21 protein-coding genes are annotated in these 22,959 nt (G+C 62.2%); 13 read left to right on the top strand and 8 right to left on the bottom strand.

The window, feature by feature from the left end; genetic code table 11:
- Positions 1-74 precede the first annotated feature (74 nt).
- The 6 genes from KGA88_RS06440 to pilG form a co-directional block, all read right to left on the bottom strand.
- A complete protein-coding gene (locus KGA88_RS06440) occupies positions 75-536 on the bottom strand; it encodes a chemotaxis protein CheW (protein ID WP_223589696.1) in 462 nt (153 codons plus the stop codon).
- Positions 529-6,549: an Hpt domain-containing protein gene (locus KGA88_RS06435; protein ID WP_223589694.1), complete on the bottom strand. Its 6,021-nt coding sequence runs from the start codon at positions 6,547-6,549 to the stop codon at positions 529-531. The genes KGA88_RS06440 and KGA88_RS06435 overlap by 8 nt, the downstream gene beginning before the upstream one ends.
- A gap of 37 nt (positions 6,550-6,586) precedes the next feature.
- Positions 6,587-8,647, bottom strand: a complete 2,061-nt coding sequence (locus KGA88_RS06430; protein ID WP_110660092.1) for a methyl-accepting chemotaxis protein — start codon at positions 8,645-8,647, stop codon at positions 6,587-6,589.
- 152 nt (positions 8,648-8,799) lie between these two features.
- Positions 8,800-9,339 carry a chemotaxis protein CheW gene (locus KGA88_RS06425; protein WP_223589692.1) on the bottom strand — a complete coding sequence of 180 codons (540 nt, stop codon included), beginning with the start codon at positions 9,337-9,339 and terminating at the stop codon, positions 8,800-8,802.
- 10 nt (positions 9,340-9,349) lie between these two features.
- A complete protein-coding gene (gene pilH / locus KGA88_RS06420) occupies positions 9,350-9,715 on the bottom strand; it encodes a twitching motility response regulator PilH (RefSeq protein WP_101209186.1) in 366 nt (121 codons plus the stop codon).
- Between the two features lie 57 nt (positions 9,716-9,772).
- Positions 9,773-10,177 carry a twitching motility response regulator PilG gene (pilG, locus tag KGA88_RS06415; RefSeq protein WP_223589942.1) on the bottom strand — a complete coding sequence of 135 codons (405 nt, stop codon included), beginning with the start codon at positions 10,175-10,177 and terminating at the stop codon, positions 9,773-9,775.
- Between the two features lie 357 nt (positions 10,178-10,534).
- Between pilG and gshB the strand changes: the two genes are divergently transcribed.
- The 7 genes from gshB (at position 10,535) to KGA88_RS06380 (ending at position 16,524) form a co-directional block, all read left to right on the top strand.
- Positions 10,535-11,488: a glutathione synthase gene (gene gshB, locus KGA88_RS06410; protein ID WP_110660094.1), complete on the top strand. Its 954-nt coding sequence runs from the start codon at positions 10,535-10,537 to the stop codon at positions 11,486-11,488.
- A gap of 64 nt (positions 11,489-11,552) precedes the next feature.
- Positions 11,553-12,452 (top strand): energy transducer TonB, encoded by a 900-nt coding sequence (locus tag KGA88_RS06405; protein ID WP_110660095.1) that lies wholly within the window; start codon positions 11,553-11,555, stop codon positions 12,450-12,452.
- Between the two features lie 180 nt (positions 12,453-12,632).
- Positions 12,633-13,205 (top strand): YqgE/AlgH family protein, encoded by a 573-nt coding sequence (locus KGA88_RS06400; RefSeq protein WP_110660096.1) that lies wholly within the window; start codon positions 12,633-12,635, stop codon positions 13,203-13,205.
- Positions 13,205-13,642, top strand: coding sequence for a Holliday junction resolvase RuvX (gene ruvX, locus KGA88_RS06395; protein ID WP_223589689.1), 438 nt, complete (start codon positions 13,205-13,207; stop codon positions 13,640-13,642). Before KGA88_RS06400 ends, ruvX begins: the two co-directional genes overlap by 1 nt.
- Before the next feature lie 78 nt (positions 13,643-13,720).
- Complete coding sequence (gene pyrR / locus KGA88_RS06390) at positions 13,721-14,224, top strand: bifunctional pyr operon transcriptional regulator/uracil phosphoribosyltransferase PyrR (protein ID WP_110660098.1); 504 nt, start codon at positions 13,721-13,723, stop codon at positions 14,222-14,224.
- Between the two features lie 27 nt (positions 14,225-14,251).
- The gene (locus KGA88_RS06385; RefSeq protein ID WP_007939362.1) at positions 14,252-15,256 is read left to right on the top strand and encodes an aspartate carbamoyltransferase catalytic subunit; all 1,005 of its coding nucleotides are present in this window, start codon (positions 14,252-14,254) and stop codon (positions 15,254-15,256) included.
- A complete protein-coding gene (locus tag KGA88_RS06380; RefSeq protein WP_223589686.1) occupies positions 15,253-16,524 on the top strand; it encodes a dihydroorotase in 1,272 nt (423 codons plus the stop codon). The genes KGA88_RS06385 and KGA88_RS06380 overlap by 4 nt, the downstream gene beginning before the upstream one ends.
- 99 nt (positions 16,525-16,623) lie before the next feature.
- On the opposite strand, the gene KGA88_RS06375 is transcribed toward KGA88_RS06380, so the two are convergent.
- Complete coding sequence (locus KGA88_RS06375) at positions 16,624-17,052, bottom strand: NINE protein (RefSeq protein WP_223589684.1); 429 nt, start codon at positions 17,050-17,052, stop codon at positions 16,624-16,626.
- 251 nt (positions 17,053-17,303) lie between these two features.
- On the opposite strand from KGA88_RS06375, the gene KGA88_RS06370 reads away from it, so the two are divergent.
- Positions 17,304-17,921 carry a C40 family peptidase gene (locus KGA88_RS06370; protein ID WP_110659966.1) on the top strand — a complete coding sequence of 206 codons (618 nt, stop codon included), beginning with the start codon at positions 17,304-17,306 and terminating at the stop codon, positions 17,919-17,921.
- A gap of 176 nt (positions 17,922-18,097) precedes the next feature.
- Here KGA88_RS06370 and KGA88_RS06365 read toward each other — a convergent pair whose 3' ends face one another.
- Positions 18,098-19,132: a type IV pilus twitching motility protein PilT gene (locus tag KGA88_RS06365; RefSeq protein ID WP_110659967.1), complete on the bottom strand. Its 1,035-nt coding sequence runs from the start codon at positions 19,130-19,132 to the stop codon at positions 18,098-18,100.
- Positions 19,133-19,188: 56 nt separating this feature from the next.
- Here KGA88_RS06365 and KGA88_RS06360 point away from each other — a divergent pair, with 56 nt between their 5' ends.
- From KGA88_RS06360 to metX, 5 genes are all read left to right on the top strand, one after another.
- The gene (locus tag KGA88_RS06360) at positions 19,189-19,875 is read left to right on the top strand and encodes a YggS family pyridoxal phosphate-dependent enzyme (protein ID WP_110659968.1); all 687 of its coding nucleotides are present in this window, start codon (positions 19,189-19,191) and stop codon (positions 19,873-19,875) included.
- Positions 19,876-19,910: 35 nt separating this feature from the next.
- The gene (proC, locus tag KGA88_RS06355) at positions 19,911-20,729 is read left to right on the top strand and encodes a pyrroline-5-carboxylate reductase (RefSeq protein ID WP_223589682.1); all 819 of its coding nucleotides are present in this window, start codon (positions 19,911-19,913) and stop codon (positions 20,727-20,729) included.
- A gap of 10 nt (positions 20,730-20,739) precedes the next feature.
- Complete coding sequence (locus KGA88_RS06350; protein ID WP_110659970.1) at positions 20,740-21,330, top strand: YggT family protein; 591 nt, start codon at positions 20,740-20,742, stop codon at positions 21,328-21,330.
- A 4-nt stretch (positions 21,331-21,334) separates the two neighbouring features.
- Entirely contained in the window at positions 21,335-21,628 is a 294-nt protein-coding gene (locus KGA88_RS06345) for a DUF167 domain-containing protein (protein WP_223589680.1), read from the top strand.
- A gap of 184 nt (positions 21,629-21,812) precedes the next feature.
- On the top strand, positions 21,813-22,952 hold the full coding sequence (gene metX / locus KGA88_RS06340; RefSeq protein WP_223589677.1) for a homoserine O-succinyltransferase MetX: 1,140 nt from the start codon (positions 21,813-21,815) through the stop codon (positions 22,950-22,952).
- Positions 22,953-22,959: the final 7 nt, after the last annotated feature.

The raw sequence follows: 22,959 nt of genomic DNA, 5'->3' as shown, positions 1-22,959 counted from the left end.
ATGTTCACCACAGATCAACTGTGGGAGCGGGCTTGCTCGCGAAGAGGTCAGCACCATCAATACAAAAACTGAAGTCAGTCGACCAACCCGGCATTCACCAACATCTGCTCCAGCGCCAACAGATCCGGCACCTTCGCCATCTGCTCCCCCACCTGCACCGCCGCCTGCTCCAGCGCACACAACGGCACATCCACATAACTCAACTGGCTATCGAGCTTGCAGGAGCGCGGAATGCCCTGCACCAGCAGCGCAATGAATTTCAGCTCGGGGCGCCCGCCAAGGGCGTTGAGGATGACGATCCGCGCACGTTCGCCAATGACGATTTTCTGCCCGCAGGCCGACTCGAAACTCAGCAGCGGAATCTGCCGGTCGCGCCACGTCACCAGGCCCAGGTACCACGGCGGCGTGTCGAGGTCGAAGGTCCCCGGTGGCTGGTAATCGATCAGCTCGGCAACGGCAACGTTGGGCAGGATCAGGTTGCGGTCGGCCAATGGCAGCAGCAGGCCGGTGAGGTTGCTGGTGCGGTGCTCAAGCATGGGTCTTGCTCCATAAGGCGATGCTTTCGAGCAGCACCGATTCCTGGTACGGCTTGCCGAGGTAGTCATTGACGCCGATGGCCATGGCGCGATCGCGGTGTTTCTGTCCGGTACGTGAAGTGATCATGATGATCGGCAGGTGTTGCAGGCGTTCGTCGTTGCGCACGAGGGTCGCGACTTCGAAACCATCCATGCGCGGCATCTCGATGTCCAGCAGCATCAGGTCGGGCATGTGCTCTTCCAGCAGCAACATGGCGTCGACTCCGTCCTTGGCGGTCAGCACGTTCATGCCGTGGCGTTCGAGCAAACGGCTGGTGACCTTGCGCACGGTGACCGAGTCGTCGACCACCATCACCAGCAGCGGCCGATGCGGTTCGGCCTCGACTTCTTGCCCCGCCGGACGCTGGGGCACACGGGCCTGCATGGCACGGATCGGCGCCAGCAAATCCAGAATCAGCACCACCCGGCCATCGCCAAGAATCGTCGCTCCGGACACCCCTTGCACCGCCGCGAATTGCGCCCCCAGGCTCTTGACCACGATCTCACGGGTGCCGGCCATGGCATCCACCTGCACCGCGATGTGCCGTTCGTTGCACTGCACCAGCAGCACCGGCAACGGCAGGCTCTGGCCCAACAGCTTCGGGCGCGGGCTGGTTTTCAGCAGCTCACCCAGATAGCACAGCTCGTAACGTTGCCCGGCGTATTCGTAGGTGGGCGAATCGAAACGGAAATACCCTTCGAGCTCAATGGGCAGGACACGAACGATGCCGTCGATGGTATTGAGCGGAATCGCATATTGATCCTCACCGCACTGCACCATCAACGCCCGGTTGACCGATACCGTGAACGGCAGGCGAATGCGGAAATGCACGCCTTGCCCGGGCACCGAGTCGATGCTCATGGTGCCGCCCAGTTGCCGCACCTCTTCGTGCACCACGTCCATGCCGACGCCGCGCCCGGAGATCTGGGTGACTTTCTCGGCGGTGGAAAACCCCGGCTGCAGGATGAACTGCAACACGTCGTGATCGCTGATGACGCTGTTCGGGGACAGCAGGCCGCGCTTGATCGCCTTGCGCCGCACGGCGTCCAGCGGCACACCGGCGCCGTCGTCGCGGATATCAAAAATGATATCGCCACCTTCGCGCAGCAGATCGAGGGTGATCTTGCCCTTGGCCGGTTTCCCCGCCGCCAGCCGTGCTTCGACGGACTCCAGGCCGTGGTCGACGGCGTTGCGCAGCATGTGCTCCAGCGGCGCGGCCATGCGCTCGAGGACGTTGCGATCCATCTCGCCTTCGGCGTTATCGACGATGAAATCCACGTCCTTGCCCAGTTCGTCGGCCACCTGCCGGACGATGCGCTGCAAACGCGGGAGCATGCGCTCGAACGGCACCATGCGCGTGCGCATCAGGCCTTCCTGCAATTCGGTGTTGATGCGGCCCTGCTGTTGCAGCAGGTTTTCCGCATCCTGATTGCGTCGCTCAAGGGTTTCCTTGAGGTCGAGCAAGTCAGAGGCCGATTCGAACAGCGCACGGGACAGTTGCTGCAACTGTGAATGGCGGTCCATTTCCAGCGGGTCGAATTCTTCGTAGCCCAGGCGTTCGGCGTCGACCTGCTGACGGCTGAGGATCCGCCCCTGGGTTTCGGTATCGAGGCGGCGCAACTGGTCGCGCATGCGCTCGATGGTGGTCTCCATCTCACTCAGGGCGATGTGCGCATCGTTGACCTGCTGTTCGATGCGGCCACGCAAGATCGAGGTTTCACCGGCCAGGTTGACCAGATCGTCGAGCAGTTCCGCCGAGACCTTGACCATGTCGGCGCCGGCATCGGACGGCGACGCCAGCGGCTCGGCCTTGGGCGTGGTCGATGGCGCAACCGGCGTGGACGCTTCAGGCACCGCCGGGTGGCTGAAGTTCTTGATCGCATCGATCAAGCGGTCGGCCGGCGGCATCGGCTCACCGGCGCGGGCCGCGTCGAGCATCTGCGCGAGGCGGTCATGGCTGCGCTGCAACAGCGCAAACAACGGCGCCGTCGGTTGCAACATGCCAGTGGACAGGCCTTCGTAGAGGAACTCCAGTTCATGGGCCAGATCGCCAATCGCGGCGATTTCCACCATGCGCGCGCCGCCCTTGAGGGTGTGCAGATCGCGCAGCAGGGTTTCCACTTCCTGGCGATTCGCAGGCTGGGCCTGCCAGCGCTCCAGCGCCGCCCCGGAGCTTTCGATGATGTCGAAACCTTCCTCGAGGAAGATCTCCAGCAATTCGGGATCATGGGCGGCCGAATCCTGGGTGGCCGCCGGTTCGCTGACCTCGGTGGTGCCCGCATGGCCCTGCCGGTAGGCGCGAATGGCCTCGATCAGTTCGGCGCAGTCGTCCAACGGCTGGCGGTGCTGTAGCTGCTCAAGGTACTGCGCCAAACGGTCATGGCTGTGCTGCAACAGCACCGCCAGTGACTCGCTGAAGGCATAGCGACGATCTACCAGCCCTTCGTAAAGGTTTTCCAGCTCATGGGCCAGATCGCCGACCGGCCCGACCTCGGCCATGCGCGCGCCGCCCTTGAGGGTGTGCAGATCCCGTTGCAGGGACGACAGCGGCGCGGCGTTGTCCGAATCGCGCAACCAGCGCTGCAAGGCCTGACCGGCGCTTTCGAGGATATCCACCGCTTCCTCAAGGAAGATCGCCACGATTTCATCGTCCAGCCCACGCCCCTCTCCTGTAGGAGCGAGCTCGCTCGCGATGGGCGTTAACGATGACGTGTTGTCATTGGATAAACGCGGCGCCTTTGAGTCCATCGCGAGCGAGCTCGCTCCTACAGGTGCAGGGGGCAGCGTGTGCTCCAGTTCGGCGGTGGCTGCGCCCAGTTCGCGGATGCTCAGGCTGCGGCTGCCATCGCTGCGGATCAGGCCCATGGCCGACGGGTCGAGGCTCTCGTCGAGCAGCTCGCGCAAGGCCCTGATCCGTTGCGGTTGCGGGCTGACTTCCTGACCGGCGGCCAGTTCGTCGAGCATGTTGATCAGCGCTTCGTGAGCACCCTGTGCCTCATGGAAAAACCGCTCGCTGACCGCGAGGCTGCTTTCTTCCACGGCACCGTAGAGATCGAGCAACGCCTCGCACAACTCATCCACCGGGTGCAAATCGGCCAGATGGGCGCCTTCGCCGAGGGTGGTCAATTCGTCCAGCAGCGCGCTGAGTTCCTGACGTTCGCCGGGGTGTTGCTGCCAACGCTGCAACAGGCTTTCGGCGTCCAGCAGGATGTCCATGCCCTGGGCGAGGAAGTTGTTGATCAGTTGCGGATCGCGCTTGACCCGCAGCCCGGTGTTCGGGGTATTCAGGAGGTTTTCCAGACGCTCGGCCAGCAGTGCCCTGGCGCGTTCGATCAAACTCCGCGCACCGGGAATTTCCGCCAGCGGATCGCGTTTGAGCTGGCGCAAACCAAGGCGGAACAGCCCTTCTGCCTCCAGCAGCAATTCGACTTCATCCAGGTCCAGTGCGATCAGGTGCGCCTTGTATTCCCGGGCCAGTTGATCCAGCGGTGTGGCCAGCTCGGCAATCGGCAAGACACCGGCCATGGAGGCACTGCCCTTGAGGGTGTGCAAGGCGCGCTGCAATTCGTCGCTGGCCTGCAGCGGTACATGTTCGGCGGCCTGATCAAGGAAGCGATTGAGGCTGCCCAGATGGGTTTCGGCCTCTTTGCGGAAGATCTCCAGCAACAGCGGGTCGAGGGCCGCGACGTCTTGGGTATCCTCATCGGACACCGGTTCATCGCCCTTGGCCAGGGCATGGGCGCGGGCGGCCAACTGATCGACATCGTTGCGCTGACGCTGGGCATTGGCGGCATATTCAGCCACCAGCTCCGGCAGCAGATGCAGCACATCGCCGATCAGTTGCTGCACCGTAGCGCCCGGCTCCACGCTGTCTTCCAGTACGCGGTTGAGCAGGTTTTCCACGGCCCAAGCCAGCTCGCCCAGCACCAGGGCGCGGACCATGCGGCCACTGCCCTTGAGGGTATGAAAGGCGCGGCGCAGCTCACTCAGGGCCGAGTGGTTGTCAGGGTTGGCCGACCAGCGCGGCAAGTACTCGCGCAGGATTTCCAGGACTTCGTCGGTTTCTTCGAGGAACACTTCGCGCAGTTCCTCGTCCACCGGCTCTTCGCCTGCGGGCGGCGGCAGCAGGCTGCCCGGGGTGTTCAGCGCGGGCGGGTTCAGGCTCGAAACCGGGCTGGCAAGCACATCGGCCAGGGTCTGGACGGTCTGCGGATCTTCCAGCTCCCGCATCATCTGCATGACCTGCGCTTCGCTCGGGTTGAGCACCTCATCAAGCACCGGCACATGCTGCTCACTGGGGAAAAAGCCGAGGCTCGCCAGGCTTTTTTCCGCGACATCGAGCAGGTTTTCGCCCTGCGCTTGCGGGTCATCACTGAGACGTTCGAGGTAGTACTCGATGCTGGTGATCACGTCGGCCAGGCTGTCCAGCTCCTGCCAGCCCGGTTGACCCGGCTCGAACAACAGGTGCTCGCGAATGAAGTGATTGCAGGTTTCCACCAGGCTCGCCGCCCGGCTCAACGGAATCATCGCCAGGGCGCCGCGCACCTGGGTCAGCAAGGCCGGCAGCGCCTGCAAATGCTGGCGGTCCCAATCGGCGTCGATGTAGTCGACGATCATGTCCTTGGCCTGCTGTAAACAGATGCGGGCCTCCTTGATCACGATCTGATGGATCTGCGTCAGGTCGGTGGTTGGCAGGCGATTGTCATCCTGGCTCTCCGGCTCCACGGTCCCGACCATGCCGGCCAGTGTCGCTTCGACGTACAGCAAGGCCCCGGCAACGTCCATGAGGATCGCATCGTTGGGTTCGCGCTGGCCCTGTGCGAGGCTGAGCACCACCGCCAGTTGGTCGATGATCACCTTGCGCGGCTGGCCGAAGCCCAGGACTGCCAGGGTGTCGGCGATTTGCCGCAGCGGCGCCAGCAGGCTTTCGAGGTCAGACGTGTGCTGGCGGTCACTGCGCACGAACAGATCCAGACGCTCCTTGACCCGCACCAGTTCTTCGCACAGCGCCGCCAGGACCGAGCGCATGGCGTCACGGTCAGGACCGGCCAGCCGCGCGCGTTCTTCATCGACCATCGCGCTGTCAGGCAGCGCCTCGTCCAGTGAGTAGCGTTCTTTCATGGTCAGCATCTGCCCGGTGGGATGTTCGGCCTTGGCAATGTAGAAGAGCAAACTCTTGAGCAGCTCCGGCGGGGCCGATTGGTTGATGCCGTGCATGCCTTGTTCGAGCAGGCGCTTGAGTTCCTTGTCGGCATCCTTGAACAGGCTGCGCAAGGCCGGGCTGTTGGCGATCGCGCCGCCCTGCATGCCTTCGACCAGCGCCGATGCCACCTGCCATAACGGGCTCAGGGGCGCATTGGCGCACAGCGCTTCGAGGCGGGCGAAGACCTTGGCCAGGTAATCGAGGTTGGTGTCGTTGTCTTGCTCACGCAGGAAGCCGACCAGCGCCATTTGCAGCATCTGCCGCAACTTGCGCAGCACATTGGGTAATTCGGCCGGTTCCAGCTGCGCCAGCGCTTGTGCGTCCAGCGCTGGCAACTCCGGCAATTGCGGGCTGAACAGGCTGGTTTCCGACAGCAGGCTTTCACCATGGGCACTGCGCAGGTCGTTGATCAGGGGCAACACCACCAAGGGCAAATCGCGACGCGCCCCTTGCACCCGGTCCAGGTAGATCGGCAACTGCCCGAGGGCCTGCATCAACAGGTGCAACGCCTCGTCGCGATGGCTGACACGATTGCCCTGCAAGGCCACGGCCAATTGTTCCATTTCTTCGGCGAGCAACGCCGCACCGTAGAACTCGACCATCTGCAAGCTGCCGTGGACCTGATGGATGCACGAAAGGCAATCATCCAGCGCTTGGGTCGCCTGCGGGTCATCGAGCAGGTTTTCAATCGCGTGATGAGCCTGTTTCAGCGTTTCGGCAATCTCGCCCTTGACCCACTCGAGGGCCACATAGTCGTGCCGATCACCCATAACCACTCCAGTCACAATAGTTCTACCTGCGGGCGGTTCACGCCTTGTCCACAACCTGCGCCTTGGCCGCCGGCAAGGTGAAGCCGGACACCGAACGGCGCAACTGGCTGGCCATTTTCGCCAGGTTGCCGATGCTGTCGGCCGTGGCAGTGGAACCCGACGACGTCTGCGAGGTGATCTGCTGGATCACGTTCATCGTCAGGGAGATCTGGCCGGCCGACGACGTCTGCTGCTGCGCCGCATTGGAAATGCTCTGGATCAGCGCCGCGAGCGTCTTCGACACGCCTTCGATTTCCTCCAGTGCCACACCGGCATCCTGCGCCAGACGGGCGCCACGCACCACCTCGGTCGTGGTCTGCTCCATGGAGATGACCGCTTCGTTGGTGTCGGTCTGGATCGCCCGCACCAGGGTTTCGATCTGCCGGGTGGCGGCGGATGAGCGCTCGGCCAGGCGTTGCACTTCATCGGCGACCACCGCGAAACCGCGACCGGCGTCACCGGCCATGGACGCCTGGATGGCCGCGTTGAGGGCAAGGATGTTGGTCTGGTCGGCAATGTCATCGATCAGGCTGACAATGTCACCGATTTCCTGGGACGACTCGCCCAGGCGCTTGATGCGCTTGGCGGTGTCCTGAATCTGCTCGCGAATGTTGTCCATGCCGTGGATCGTGTTATGCACCACCTCGTTGCCCTTGTTGGCGATCTCCACCGAGCGCTCGGCAACCGCCGAAGATTCTGCCGCGTTGGCCGACACCTGGTCGATGGACTCGGCCATGTCGTTGATCGCCGTGGAGGCCTCGGAAATCTGTTGGGCCTGGTGCTCAGACGCCTGGGCCAGGTGCATGGCGGTGGCCTGGGTTTCCTGCACGGCGGCGGCCACTTGGCCGGCGGTGAGGTTGATGGTCGCGACCAGATCGCGCAGCTGGTCGACGGAGTAATTGATCGAGTCGGCGATGGTGCCGGTAAAGTCTTCGGTCACCGAGGCCGTCACCGTGAGGTCGCCGTCGGCGAGGTCCTCGATCTCGTCGAGCAAGCGCATGATCGCGTTCTGGTTACGCTCGTTTTTCTCGGCGGTTTCGCGCAGCTGACGATTGGTTTCGCGCACCATCACCAGGCCGATCAGGATGATCGAAGTCAGCGCCAGCAAGCCCAGCACATAACCGCCAATGGTATCGGTGGTGCGTCCGCCGACCATGTTTTCAAAACCGCTGGCCAGGTGTGAGGCCTCGTCGAGCAGGGTTTGCGACAGGCTGAAAATGTTCGAGGCCGATTCGCGGACCTTGAACAGCTCCGGCGAGGTTTCGAGGATCTCGTCCACCGAGCCGGAGACGAACTCGAACAGCTCGGCGATTTCCGCGAGTCGCGCACGGGCGTCGTGGTCTTCGACCTGGCTGACCTTGAGCGCCGGGTCGCCCTGCAGCATGCCGTTGAGCACCTTGCCGAACTGCGTTGCGTCACGTCCGAACGCATCGGCGGCCTGCTGTGAGTTTTCGTCGCCGGCCAATACCGTGTTGACCGCGCCGAGGATCCGCTCGGCCAACAGTGATTGGCGCTGGGCCATCGCGACCTGGGCCGCCGGGGCGCCCCGCTGCAAGAGAATCTCGACGACCTTTTCGTACTCGACCTGCAACTGCGGCACGGTTTCGGCCAGGGTCGCGGCGACCTGATGCAGCGACAATACGGTTTGTTCGCTGGAGAGAATCGCGTCGGTGTTTTTCAGCAGGCGTTCCCAGTCCTGTTGCACTGCGCGCATCTCTGGACGCACGGTGGCGGGGGCCGGCGGCAGGCCGGTGGCCGGGTCGCCCTTCTTCAGATAACCCCAACGCCGGGCAAAGTCGTTGCGCGCATCGCTGAGCAACTTGAACGCGGCAGCCTTGCCGGCGGCGGCTTCGGTGGCGTTCTTGGCAATGCGCTGGGACAGCACGCGCAGCTCGCCGGCGTGGCCGATGTACTGTTTGTCGTAGGTAGCCTGGGTGTTGAGGTACGCGAAGTTGGCGAACAGCAGCATGATGAAGACGATCAGCGCGATGAACAGCACGATAATCTGCGACCGGCTGCGCGACCCTTCCATTGGCTTGCCTGCTTTTGCTTTTATCATCGGTCCTCGCCTGTTAAGCAACTTCTGCGCTTACCCGAGACCCTGTGGGAGCGGGCTTGCTCGCGAAAGCGGTAGATCAGCCAATATCAATGTTGAATGGACTGCCCTCTTCGCGAGCAAGCCGCTCCCACATTGGTTCTCTGTTGTTCCGCTTACACCGCGACGCTCATGAATCCCTGGGACTGCGTCAACGCAAACGGGCTGAACACCTGCCAGCACTGCTCGCGCTGAAACCGGCCCTTGACGAACGTCGCCATCGGCCCCTTCAACTCGTCTGCCGGCACCGGCTCCAGGCTGTCCTGGGCAAAGTGCTGGAGGCCGAAGACTTCATCGACCAGCAGCCCGGCAAACACCTCTTCATGCTCCACCACCAACACCCGCCGCTGTCGGCGCACCGCCGAAAGCTCGTGCCCGAAGAAGCCGCACAAATCCATGATCGGCAGCAAACGCCCGCGCAGGTTGGCAACGCCCTTGACCCAGGACTTGACCCCCGGTAGCTGGGTGAAACGCGGCTCATGCAAGACTTCGCTGACTTCGCTCATGGGCGCGACATACCAGTGCTCGCCCAGGCGAAAACCGATGCCGCTCCAACTGTCCCGCCGGGGTGGCTGGGACGGCAAGTCCGCCGCCAGCAAACGACAGCGCTGGTCGATTTGCAGCAGCAGCTCGAAAGCCGTCAGCGACTCGTTCATGACCTGAAGATCAACCGGCCAACACGTTGTTCAGGGTTTTGATCAGGGTGTCTTCGTCGACCGGTTTGGTCAGGTAGTCCTTGGCGCCCTGGCGCGTGCCCCAGACCTTGTCGGTGTCCTGATCCTTGGTGGTGATGATGATCACCGGAATGTGCCCGGTTTCGGGGTCCTTGGTCAGCTGGCGGGTCGCCTGGAAGCCGTTGAGGCCGGGCATGACGATGTCCATCAGGACCGCGTCGGGTTTTTCCTGGCGGGCCAGGGCCACGCCGTCGGCGCCGTTTTCTGCTTTCAACACTTCATGACCGTGCTTTTCCAGCATGCCGGTCAGTTTGTACATTTCGGTCGGCGAATCATCGACGATCAGAATACGTGCCATGGTCTTCCCCATTCTTGTCGACGCCGGGCCCGATGGCCGAGCGTCACTGTGCGTGTCCTACTGCGGCAAAACGGCGGCGAAACCAGGAACATGAGCCTGGATCGCATCAAGCAATTCTTCCCTGCTGAAAGGCTTGGTCAAAAACTGGTCAGAGCCGACGATGCGCCCCTTGGCCTTGTCGAACAGGCCGTCCTTGGATGACAGCATAATCACCGGCGTGGACTTGAACGCGCTGTTGTTCTTGATCAGGGCGCAGGTCTGGTAGCCATCCAGGCGCGGCATCATGATGTCGACAAAGATGATGCCGGGGTGGGTGTCGGCAATCTTGGCCAAGGCATCAAAACCGTCGATGGCCGTGATGACCTCACAACCCACATTCTTGAGCAGCGTTTCGGCGGTGCGACGAATCGTCTTCGAATCATCGATCACCATGACCTTCAAGGCGCTGGGGTGCTGTTCCATAAAATGCTCTACCGTCGCCTTTGCGAAACAATTTGTCCGTTTGCCGGTTAACGCGGCTCGAAACCCTTGGTGCTCAAGGGCCAGCACGACATGGCAGCCTTTTTAGCACAGTCTCCAGAACCAATCTATCGGCCGACCCGCAAGGTGGTTTTTCCTTGACCGGGAACACACTCAGCGCCACTCTGACGCCACTTTTATACGGCATCGCTGCTTTTAATTGTAGGAGCGAGCCTGCTCGCGATGGACGTCAACGATGACGCGGGAAACCTGACACCCCGCGGTGTCCTTGAGTTCATCGCGAGCAGGCTCGCTCCTACAGAAAGGCGGTTCTCGCCCCAAAATTTCGAGGAAAACCCAATGAGCGTTCGCGTCGGGATTGTCATGGACCCTATCGCCAGCATTTCCTATAAAAAGGATAGCTCGCTGGCCATGTTGCTGGCCGCGCAGAAGCGTGGCTGGGAGCTGTTCTACATGGAACAGCGCGACTTGTACCAAGGCGAAGGTGAGGCCCGGGCGCGGATGCGTCCGCTGCAGGTGTTCGCCAACCCGGAAAAATGGTTCGAACTGGGTGCTGAAAGCGATGCGCTGCTGAGCGATCTGGACGTGATCCTGATGCGCAAGGATCCGCCGTTCGACATGGAGTTCGTCTACTCCACCTACTTGCTGGAACAGGCCGAGCGCGCCGGCGTGCTGGTGGTCAACAAGCCGCAAAGCCTGCGCGACTGCAACGAAAAGCTGTTCGCCACGCTGTTCCCGCAGTGCACCCCGCCGACCGTGGTCAGCCGCCGCGCCGACGTGCTGCGTGAGTTCGCCGCCAAACACGGCGATGTGATCCTCAAGCCACTGGACGGCATGGGCGGCACATCGATTTTCCGTCACCGCGCGGGCGACCCGAACCTGTCGGTGATCCTCGAAACCCTGACCGCCCTCGGCGCCCAGCAGATCATGGGCCAGGCCTACCTGCCGGCCATCAAGGACGGCGACAAGCGCATCCTGATGATCGACGGCGAGCCTGTGGATTATTGCCTGGCGCGGATCCCGGCCCAGGGCGAAACCCGTGGCAACCTCGCCGCCGGTGGCCGTGGCGAAGCCCGCCCGCTGACCGACAAGGACCGCTGGATCGCCGCGCAAGTCGGCCCGACCCTGCGTGAAAAAGGCCTGTTGTTCGTTGGCCTGGACGTGATCGGCGAGCACCTGACCGAGATCAACGTCACCAGCCCGACCTGCATTCGCGAAATTGATAACGCGTTTGGCACCGATATTGGCGGCATGTTGATGGATGCCATCGATCAGAAGCTCAAGGCACGTTGATTAGCCAAACCAACATTGCGTTATCATGCGCGGCCTGTGAAAACGCGATGTTGGTTTTTTTGTCATGACCCTCCCGTCCGATCTGCCTGTCGAACTCGCCCATCGTGGCGTGCGCCCGGCCGATCGCCTCGGTTTTACCCTGTTCCTGGCCGCGCTGATCCATCTGGCCTTGCTGTTGGGTATCGGGTTTGCAGTGGTCGAGCCCAAGCAGATCAGCAAGACCCTGGAAATCACCCTCGCCACCTTCAAAAGCGAAAAGAAGCCCGAGAAAGCCGATTTCCTGGCCCAGGAGAATCAGCAAGGCAGCGGCACCCTGGCTAAAAAGGCGATTCCCAAGACCACCGAGGTCGCGCCATTCCAGGACAACAAGGTACAGAAAGTCACGCCACCGCCGGCCGCCAAGCCCGAAGTACAGGAAGCCCCGCCCAAGGCTGCCGTGACCACCGTGGCGCCGAAGCCGAAAAAAGCCCCGGCCAAGACCGAGGAACCCAAGACCGAGGTCAAGCCTCAGGTCCAGGCACCGACGTTCGACAGCGAGCAGCTGTCCAGTGACATCGCCAGCCTCGAAGCGGAACTGGCCGCCGAACAACAGCTGTACGCCAAACGCCCGCGCATTCACCGCTTGAGCGCGGCCTCGACCATGCGCGACAAGGGCGCCTGGTACAAGGACGAATGGCGCAAGAAAGTCGAGCGCATCGGCAACCTCAACTACCCCGACGAAGCGCGGCGCAAGCAGATCTACGGCAACTTGCGCTTGATGGTGTCGATCAATCGCGACGGTTCGCTGTATGAAGTGCTGGTGCTGGAGTCTTCAGGCCAGCCCCTGCTGGACCAGGCGGCGCAACGGATCGTCCGGCTGGCGGCGCCGTTTGCACCGTTTACCGGTGATCTGTCGGATATTGACCGGCTGGAGATCATCCGCACCTGGAAATTTGCCCGCGGGGATCGACTCTCCAGCAATTGATTCACCGCAACCCCCTGTGGGAGCGGGCTTGCTCGCGAATGCGGTCTGTCATTCAATATAAATGTCGACTGACACGACGCCTTCGCGAGCAAGCCCGCTCCCACATTTGATCGGTGTCGACTACCAAAATGCGCCATCCCCAGCTTGTCAGTTCGCCCCTCGAACGCCACACTAGCGCACATGAAAAACGTCAGCCCCAGCTACCTCAAGCATCAATTCCTGATCGCCATGCCGCACATGGCCGACCCGAACTTTGCGCACACCTTGACCTATATCGTCGAGCACACGGCCAATGGGGCCATGGGGCTGGTGGTCAACCGTCCGCAAGAGCTGAGCCTGGCCGATATCCTTGAGCAATTGCGCCCGGATATCGAACCGCCAGCGCTCTGCCAGCATGTGCCGATCTTTATCGGCGGCCCGGTGCAGACCGATCGTGGCTTCGTCCTTCACCCCAAGGGGCTGACGTTCCAGGCAACCGTTGATCTGGAAGACGAGTTATCCCTATCGACCACCCAGGACATTCTGTTCGCCATCGCTGATGGCGTCGGCCCGGCAAAAAGCCTGATTGCCCTCGGCTATGCCGGTTGGGAAGCCGGGCAGCTGGAAGCCGAACTGGCACAGAATGCCTGGCTGAACTGCCCATTTGACGCGGACATCCTGTTCAACACCAGCAGCGAACTGCGCCTGGAAGCGGCGGCCAAGCACCTGGGCGTCAACCTCAGCCTGCTGACCAGCCAGGCGGGGCACGCCTGATGGCCCTGCGGTTGATTCTCGGATTCGACTACGGCACCAAACAGATTGGCGTTGCGGTCGGCCAGGTGGTGACCGGCCAGGCCCGTGAACTGTGCACCCTGAAAGCGCAGAACGGCATCCCCGACTGGAACCAGGTCGAAGCCCTCATCAAAGAGTGGAAGCCTGATGCCGTGGTGGTCGGCCTGCCGTTGAACATGGACGGCACGCCCAGCGACATGTGCGCCCGCGCGGAAAAGTTCGCCCGGCGCCTGAACGGCCGCTTCAACCTGCCCTTCTATACCCACGATGAACGCCTGACCACCTTCGAGGCCAAGGGCGAACGCCTGGCTCGTGGTGGCCAGAAAGGCAGTTACCGCGACAACCCGATCGATGCCATCGCCGCCGCCCTGCTACTGCAAGGCTGGCTGGACGAAAACACCGCACTGTTTGAATCCTGAAGAGCCGCTGCGCGTCTCTCTTAGCTACAACCCGAGCCACTCCCGCACAAGCCGGCTCGGGCCCAAGAAGGAGCAACCATGAGCCTGCCCAATCCCGCCGAACTGATCAGCCAGATGGCAACCCGACTTGACGCCTATCTGGCCAAACGAGGCATCAGCGAACCGCGTTACATCGGCATTCGTACCGGCGGCGTCTGGGTGGCCCAAGCCCTGCTCAAGGAGCTGGGCAGCGATGAGCCCCTCGGCACCCTGGACGTATCCTTCTACCGCGACGATTTCAGCCAGAACGGCCTGCACCCGCAGGTTCGCCCTTCCGCGCTGCCGTTCGAGATCGAAGGCCAGCACCTGGTGCTGATCGACGACGTGCTGATGAGCGGCCGGACCATCCGCGCCGCCATGAACGAACTGTTCGACTACGGCCGCCCGGCCAGCGTAACGCTGGTGTGCATGCTGGACCTGGACGCCGGCGAACTGCCGATCCGCCCGAACGTGGTTGGCGCGACCCTGTCGCTGGCTGCCCACGAACGGGTGAAGCTGTCCGGCCCGGAGCTCGCGCTCGAACTGCAAGACCTCGCCCTTTAATTCGCCCTATTGAGAGTCCCCCTTGCGATGACGCCTCTAGAAACCAAGCGCCCGCTGCAGCTCAATGATCAGGGCCAGCTGCGCCACTTCCTCTCGCTCGACGGTTTGCGCCGCGAGCTGTTGACGGAAATCCTCGACACCGCCGACTCCTTCCTCGAAGTCGGCGCCCGGGCCGTGAAGAAAGTCCCGCTGCTGCGCGGCAAGACCGTATGCAACGTGTTCTTCGAGAACTCGACCCGCACCCGCACCACCTTCGAACTGGCGGCCCAGCGGCTCTCAGCGGACGTGATCACCCTCAACGTGTCGACGTCGTCGGCGAGCAAGGGCGAAACCCTGCTCGACACCCTGCGCAACCTCGAAGCCATGGCCGCCGACATGTTCGTCGTGCGTCACGGTGATTCCGGGGCCGCGCACTTCATCGCCGAACATGTCTGCCCGCAGGTGGCGATCATCAACGGTGGCGACGGCCGGCACGCGCACCCGACCCAGGGCATGCTCGACATGCTGACCATCCGCCGGCACAAGGGCGGATTCGAAAACCTTTCGGTGGCCATCGTCGGCGACATCCTGCACTCGCGGGTCGCACGCTCGAACATGTTGGCCCTGAAAACCCTCGGTTGCCCGGACATCCGCGTGATCGCGCCGAAGACCCTGCTGCCGATCGGCATCGAGCAATACGGCGTGAAGGTCTACACCGACATGACCGAAGGCCTGAAAGACGTCGACGTGGTGATCATGTTGCGCCTGCAGCGTGAACGCATGACCGGCGGCCTGCTGCCGAGCGAAGGCGAGTTCTACCGCCTGTTCGGCCTGACCACCGCACGCCTGGCCGGCGCCAAGCCCGATGCCATCGTGATGCACCCGGGGCCGATCAATCGTGGCGTGGAAATCGAGTCCGCAGTGGCTGACGGCCCGCACTCGGTGATCCTCAACCAGGTGACCTACGGGATCGCCATTCGTATGGCCGTGCTGTCCATGGCCATGAGCGGGCAAACAGCCCAGCGCCAATTCGAGCAGGAGAACGCCCAGTGAAGCTCAGCATTCTCGGCGCCCGCGTGATCGATCCGGCCAGTGGCCTGGATCAAGTTACCGACATCCATATTGAAGCCTGCAAAGTCGTCGCCCTTGGCGCTGCGCCAGCCGGTTTTATCGCCGTCGACACGATCGACGCCAAAGGCCTGGTGGCCGCTCCCGGCCTGGTCGACCTCAATGTTGCCCTGCGCGAGCCGGGTTACAGCCGTAAAGGCTCGATCGTCAGCGAGACCCGCGCAGCGGCGGCTGGCGGCGTGACCAGCCTGTGCTGCCCGCCAAAAACCAAACCGGTGCTGGACACCTCGGCCGTGGCCGAACTGATCCTCGACCGCGCCCGTGAGGCTGGCAACACCAAAGTCTTCCCGATTGGCGCCCTGAGCAAAGGTCTGGACGGTGAACAGCTGGCTGAGCTCGTGGCCCTGCGCGATGCCGGTTGCGTGGCCTTCGGCAATGGCCTGGAGAGCTTCCGCAACACCCGCACCCTCTGCCGCGCGCTGGACTACGCAGCAACCTTCGACCTGACGGTGATTTTCAACTCCCAGGATCACGACCTGGCCGAAGGTGGCCTGGCTCACGAAGGTCCGACTGCCAGCTTCCTTGGCCTGCCGGGCATTCCGGAAAGTGCCGAGACCGTCGCCCTGGCCCGGGATCTGCTGCTGGTTGAACAGACCGGCGTGCGCGCGCACTTCAGCCAGCTCACCAGCGCCCGCGGCGTGGAACTGATCGCCCAGGCCCAGGCCCGGGGCCTGAAGGTCACCGCGGATGTCGCCCTGTACCAACTGATCCTGACCGACGAAGCTCTGATCGGTTTCAGCAGCCTGTATCACGTCCAGCCACCGCTACGCACCCGCGCCGACCGCGAGGGCCTGCGTGCTGCGGTGAAATCGGGGGTGATCTCGGCGATCTCCAGTCACCACCAACCCCATGAGCGTGACGCCAAATTGGCACCGTTCGGCGCCACCGAGGCGGGCATCAGCAGCGTCGAACTGCTGCTGCCGATGGCGATGACCCTGGTCGAAGACGGCCTGTTGGACCTGCCGACGCTGCTCAAGCGCCTGAGCACCGGCCCTGCCGAGGCCTTGCGCCTGCCGGCAGGCAAGTTGGCAGTGGGTGGCGCGGCGGACATCGTGCTGTTCGACCCTGCGGCCTCGACCGTCGCCGGTGAAACCTGGTTGTCGAAGGGCGAGAACTGCCCGTTCATCGGCCACAGCCTGCCGGGTGTGGTGCGTTACACCCTGGTGGATGGGCGGATCAGCCACCAGGCGTAACACTGTGGCGAGGGGGCTTGCCCCCGCTGGGCTGCGCAGCAGACCTGTTTTGGGGTCGCTTCGCGACCCAACGGGAGCAAGCTCCCTCACCACAACTGACTAAAAGGCGCCGCGACTCTGCGCGTTGCGCACCGAAACCTGGTCATTCAACGTCCAGAAGTCATACAGCACGCCAATAAAGAACAACCCGCCCGTCAGCAGGTACAGCAACCCGCTGATCCATTTCCCCTGATACATCCGATGCACACCGAACACACCTAGAAACGTCAGCAGAATCCACGCCACGTTGTATTCGATGGGGCCGGCGGTAAACCGCAGGTCAGCCTCGCGATCCATCGCCGGGATCAGGAAAAGGTCGATCAGCCAGCCGATCCCCAGCAAGCCAAAGGTGAAGAACCAGATCGTCCCGGTCACCGGCTTGCCGTAATAGAAGCGGTGAGCGCCGGTAAAACCAAAAATCCACAGCAGGTAACCGATCACTTTGCTGTGGGTGTCTTGTTGCGGGACAGCCTGTTGATAGGGGTTCATGAATGACCTCGATTCGCGCGATAGATAAATATTCTTCATTTCTTTGTGACTTTTTTACAGGCACCCGACGTATGGCAAATGCTAGCTTCGCACCTGTCAAAGCCTTGTAACACCGGACTTCTGTCCGACAATTGCGCCATTTTGCCGCTTTTTTGCCACCATTGCCCCCCGGGTTGAATCGACCAACGGCCTCGGAAGCGGCAAAAAAGCTGTTATAAAGTTGCGCGCTAACTTATTAAGAGCCTTGCCTAATGCGTTCATTTTTCAAGACATGGCTAACCATTTGCCTTTTGATGCCACTGGCCGCCCACGCCACCAATCGTGAGCAACGTCTTCCTAACGTTAATGGTTACACCCCAAAATCCCATGCCTCTGCTCCTTCGAGCAAAGACAAAAAATCCGCTAAACATGCTCCAACCCTGGCCAGCAACAGCGGCCTGGTTCCACCGATGGGCACCAAGGTCAGTAGCGACGTGCTGAGCCGCGCCGTGAACGTCCTTGGCACTCCCTATCGTTGGGGCGGCAGTAGCCCAAGCAAAGGCTTCGATTGCAGCGGCCTGGTGAAATACGCGTTCAACGACGCCACGTTCGACCTGCCACGCACCTCCAACGCCATGGCCAGCGGTCATGGGGAGAAAGTCGATCGCAACGACCTGAAGCCGGGCGACCTGATTTTCTTCAACATCAAGAGCCGTCGGGTCAATCACGTTGCCATTTACCTGGGTAACGACCGCTTCATCCACGCGCCACGTCGCGGCAAGTCGGTGAGCATCGACACTTTGAAGAAACCGTACTGGGAAAGCCACTACGTGGTTGCCAAGCGGGTTCTGCCGAAAGAGCCGAATCAGTTGCGTGTGGTTCAGCGTTGATTGGCTAATGCCCACCTGAAGGTGAGCACTTGTGGCGAGGGGGCTTGCCCCCGTTGGGGCGCGCAGCGCCCCCAAAGCCAGCTTAATGGTTTTATCAGGGACAACCCGCTGCCTGCTTTGCGTCTGCTCCGCAGCCGAACGGGGGCAAGCCCCCTCGCCACAGGTCCCGCGCAACTTCAAAAACCATCCGGTGACCGCGCCTTCTCCCGCGCATGATCACGACTGATCACCCCTCTGGCCACCAGGTCCTTCAAGCTCATATCCAGCGTCTGCATCCCCAGCGCCCCTCCCGACTGAATCGCCGAATACATCTGCGCCACCTTGTCCTCGCGGATCAGGTTGCGGATCGCCGACGTCCCCAGCATGATCTCGTGGGCCGCGATGCGCCCACCACCGACCTTTTTCACCAAGGTCTGGGATACCACCGCCAGCAGCGACTCGGAGAGCATCGAGCGCACCATCGACTTCTCGTCCCCCGGAAACACGTCGACCACCCGGTCGATGGTTTTCGCCGCAGACGTGGTGTGCAGCGTGCCGAACACCAGATGGCCGGTTTCGGCGGCGGTCAAAGCCAGGCGAATGGTCTCCAGATCGCGCATCTCTCCTACCAGAATCACATCGGGGTCTTCTCGCAGTGCCGAACGCAAGGCGCTGGCGAAACTACGGGTATCGCGATGGACTTCACGCTGGTTGATCAGGCATTTGCGCGGCTCGTGGACGAATTCGATAGGGTCCTCGATGGTAAGGATGTGGTGATGACGATGAGTGTTCAGGTAATCGATCATCGCCGCCAGCGTGGTGGACTTGCCGGAGCCGGTGGGACCTGTCACCAGCACCAGGCCACGGGGCGCATCGGTCATTTTGCGGAACACATCCCCCATGCCCAGTTCGTCCATGCTCTGCACTTTCGACGGGATGGTGCGAAACACCGCGCCCGCGCCACGGTTCTGATTGAATGCATTGACCCGAAAACGCGCCACACCGGGCACCTCAAAGGAAAAATCGGTTTCCAGATGGTTCTCGAAGTCCACCCGCTGGGCGTCATTCATGATTGCATCGATCAGCGCCTGCACCTGAGCATGATCGAGGGCCGGCAGGTTGATGCGCCGCACATCGCCATCTACCCGAATCATCGGCGGCAGGCCGGCGGACAAGTGCAGGTCGGATGCACCCTGTTTAGCGCTGAATGCCAGCAGTTCGGTGATATCCATTGCGCCTCTCAATTCCAGTAGAATGCCGCGAACCTTCAGACCGCTGGCGCCTCTTGATGTCCACCATAGCAGACAACATTCTTCAGGTTAGTTCGCGCATAAACGCCGCAACACTCGCCGCCAACCGCGCCGAAAACAGTGTCCGGTTGCTGGCCGTGAGCAAGACCAAACCCGCACAAGACCTGCGTGAAGCCTACGCCGCCGGCCTGCGCGACTTTGGCGAGAACTACCTGCAGGAAGCGCTGGGCAAACAATTGGAACTGGCCGACCTGCCCTTGATCTGGCACTTCATTGGCCCCATTCAATCGAACAAGACTCGTGCTATCGCCGAGCACTTCGACTGGGTGCATTCCGTGGATCGTCTGAAAATCGCACAACGCCTGTCCGAACAACGTCCCGCCGACTTGCCGCCCCTGAACATCTGCATTCAGGTCAATGTCAGCGGTGAAGCCAGCAAATCCGGCTGTACCCCGGCCGATCTGCCGGCCCTGGCCAATGCCATCAGCGCCCTGCCGCGCTTGAAATTGCGCGGGCTGATGGCTATCCCTGAGCCGACTGAAGATCGCGCCGCCCAGGATGCCGCGTTTGCTGCCGTGCAAAGCCTGCAGGCCAGCCTGAACCTGCCACTCGACACACTTTCCATGGGCATGAGCCACGACCTTGAGTCGGCCATCGCCCAGGGTGCCACCTGGGTCCGTATCGGAACGGCCTTGTTTGGCGCTCGCGATTACGATCGGCCATAACCCATGGCTGACTCTCTTCTTTATAAGGACCTGACATGAGCAAGACGCGTATTGCCTTTATCGGTGCCGGCAACATGGCCGCCAGCCTGATCGGCGGCCTGCGGGCCAAGGGTCTGGAAGCGGCGCAGATCCGTGCCAGCGATCCGGGCGAAGAAACCCGTGCCCGCGTGAGCGCTGAGCACGGCATCGAAACCTTCGCCGGCAACGCCCAGGCCATCGACGGCGCCGACGTCGTCGTCCTCGCGGTCAAGCCGCAGGCGATGAAAGCCGTGTGCGAAGCGATTCGCCCAAGCCTCAAGCCCCATCAGCTGGTGGTGTCGATTGCCGCAGGCATCACTTGCGCCAGCATGAACAACTGGCTCGGCGCCCAGCCGATCGTGCGCTGCATGCCCAACACCCCGGCGCTGTTGCGTCAGGGCGTGAGCGGCCTGTTCGCCACCGCCGAAGTGACTGCCGAACAGCGTCAGCACGCCCAGGAGCTGCTGTCCGCGGTCGGCATCGCCCTTTGGCTGAATGAAGAGCAGCAACTGGACGCCGTCACTGCCGTTTCCGGTTCGGGCCCGGCGTATTTCTTCCTGCTGATCGAAGCCATGACCGCCGCGGGTGTGAAACTCGGCCTGCCGGCGGACATCGCCGCGCAACTGACATTGCAAACCGCACTGGGCGCCGCCCACATGGCTGTCTCCAGCGACGTCGACGCCGCCGAGTTGCGCCGCCGTGTCACCTCGCCTGCTGGCACCACTGAAGCTGCAATCAAGTCGTTCCAGGCCAATGGTTTTGAAGCCATGGTCGAGAAAGCACTCGGCGCTGCCGCGCATCGCTCGGCCGAGATGGCCGAACAACTGGGTCAATAAGGAGCTTTTCATGATTGGATTGAACACCGCAGCGGTCTACGTGCTGCAAACCCTCGGCAGCCTGTACCTGCTGATCGTGCTGATGCGCTTCGTACTGCAACTGGTGCGGGCGAACTTCTACAACCCGATCTGCCAGTTCGCCGTGAAAGCCACCCAGCCGCTGCTCAAGCCGCTGCGCCGAATCATCCCGAGCGTGTTCGGCCTGGACATGTCCTCGCTGGTGCTGGCGATCCTGGTGCAACTGGCACTGATGGCCCTGACCCTGTTGCTGACCTACGGCACCACTGGTAATCCGCTGCAACTGCTGATCTGGTCGATCATCGGTGTGACCGCGCTGTTCCTGAATATTTTCTTCTTTGCCCTGATCATCAGCGTGATCCTGTCCTGGGTCGCCCCGGGCAGCCATAACCCGGGCGCCGAACTGGTGAACGACATCTGCGGGCCAGCCCTGGCGCCGTTCCGCAAGTTCCTGCCGAACCTGGGCGGGCTGGATCTGTCGCCGATCTTTGCGTTCCTGGCGATCAAGCTGATCGACATGCTGGTGATCAACAACCTCGCCGCCATGACCATGATGCCGGAAATCCTCCGCGTGTTGATCTGACCCGGTGAGCTGGTTTCGCTGGGAAGGTGACGACCTGATTCTGGAGTGTCACCTGCAACCGGCAGCCCGTAGCGATGGTTTCTGCGGGCTGCACGGTGATCGCCTGAAGATCCGCCTGACCGCGCCGCCGGTCGAGGGCAAGGCCAACGCCTATCTGATGGCGTTCCTGGCCAAGGCCTTTGGCGTGTCCAAGAGCCAGGTCAGTTTGATCAGTGGCGAGTTGAACCGGCAGAAGCGGGTGCGAATCTGCTCGCCGAAGAAGTTGCCGGACTTGCCTGATCTGGTGCGTCCAGTCTGATCCACCGAGTCGTCTCATTCGCGAGCAAGCCCGCTCCCACATTGGAATGCGATCTCCTGTGGGAGCGGGCTTGCTCGCGAAGGCCGCACCGCGGTTCTGCTGAATGAAATCAGGCCCGATCGTTGCTTGCCGCTGACCCCAGCGGTCTTTAGACTTACGCCTCATTTCAATGAGAGCAGGGTCGATGCCAGCTGCCTTTTCCCCCGATTCTGTTGGTCTGGTGACGCCGCAAGTGGCGCACTTCAGCGAGCCGCTGGCCTTGGCCTGTGGTCGTTCGCTCCCGGCCTATGACCTGATTTACGAAACCTACGGCACGCTGAACGCCACGGCGAGCAACGCCGTGCTGATCTGCCACGCCTTGTCCGGTCACCACCATGCCGCCGGCTACCACAGCACCGACGACCGCAAGCCCGGTTGGTGGGACAGCTGCATCGGTCCCGGCAAGCCGATCGACACCAGCAAGTTCTTCGTGGTCAGCCTGAACAACCTCGGCGGCTGCAACGGTTCCACTGGCCCCAGCAGCATCAATCCGGAGACCGGCAAGCCGTTCGGCGCCGACTTCCCGGTCTTGACCGTCGAAGATTGGGTGCACAGCCAGGCGCGCCTGGCCGATCGACTCGGCATCGCCCAGTTCGCGGCCGTGATCGGCGGCAGCCTCGGCGGCATGCAGGCGATGCAATGGAGCATCACCTACCCAGACCGCATCCGTCACTGCCTGGCCATCGCCTCGGCACCCAAGCTGTCGGCGCAGAACATCGCCTTCAACGAAGTGGCACGCCAGGCGATCCTCACCGACCCCGAGTTCCACGGCGGTTCGTTCCAGGAACACAACGTGATCCCCAAGCGCGGCCTGATGCTGGCGCGGATGGTCGGGCACATCACCTACCTGTCCGACGACTCCATGGGTGAAAAATTCGGCCGCGGGCTCAAGAGCGAGAAGCTCAACTACGACTTCCACAGCGTCGAGTTCCAGGTCGAAAGCTACCTGCGTTATCAGGGTGAAGAGTTCTCCGGGCGCTTCGATGCCAACACGTACCTGTTGATGACCAAAGCGCTCGACTACTTCGATCCGGCGGCGAACTTCGACGATAACCTGGCAAAAACCTTTGAAGGTGCCAAAGCCAAGTTCTGCGTGATGTCGTTCACCACCGACTGGCGCTTCTCCCCTGCCCGCTCGCGGGAACTGGTGGACGCGCTGATGGCCGCGCGCAAGGACGTCTGCTACCTCGAGATCGACGCACCGCAAGGCCACGACGCCTTCCTGATTCCGATCCCGCGCTACCTGCAGGCATTCGGCAATTACATGAACCGCATTACGTTGTGAGAAAGCC

This window comes from Pseudomonas sp. A-R-19 (assembly GCF_019956575.1).
In the GTDB taxonomy this organism is placed as follows: domain Bacteria; phylum Pseudomonadota; class Gammaproteobacteria; order Pseudomonadales; family Pseudomonadaceae; genus Aquipseudomonas.
Note: the sequence above shows the minus strand (reverse complement) of the source record. Positions and strands in the feature narration are given on the sequence as shown.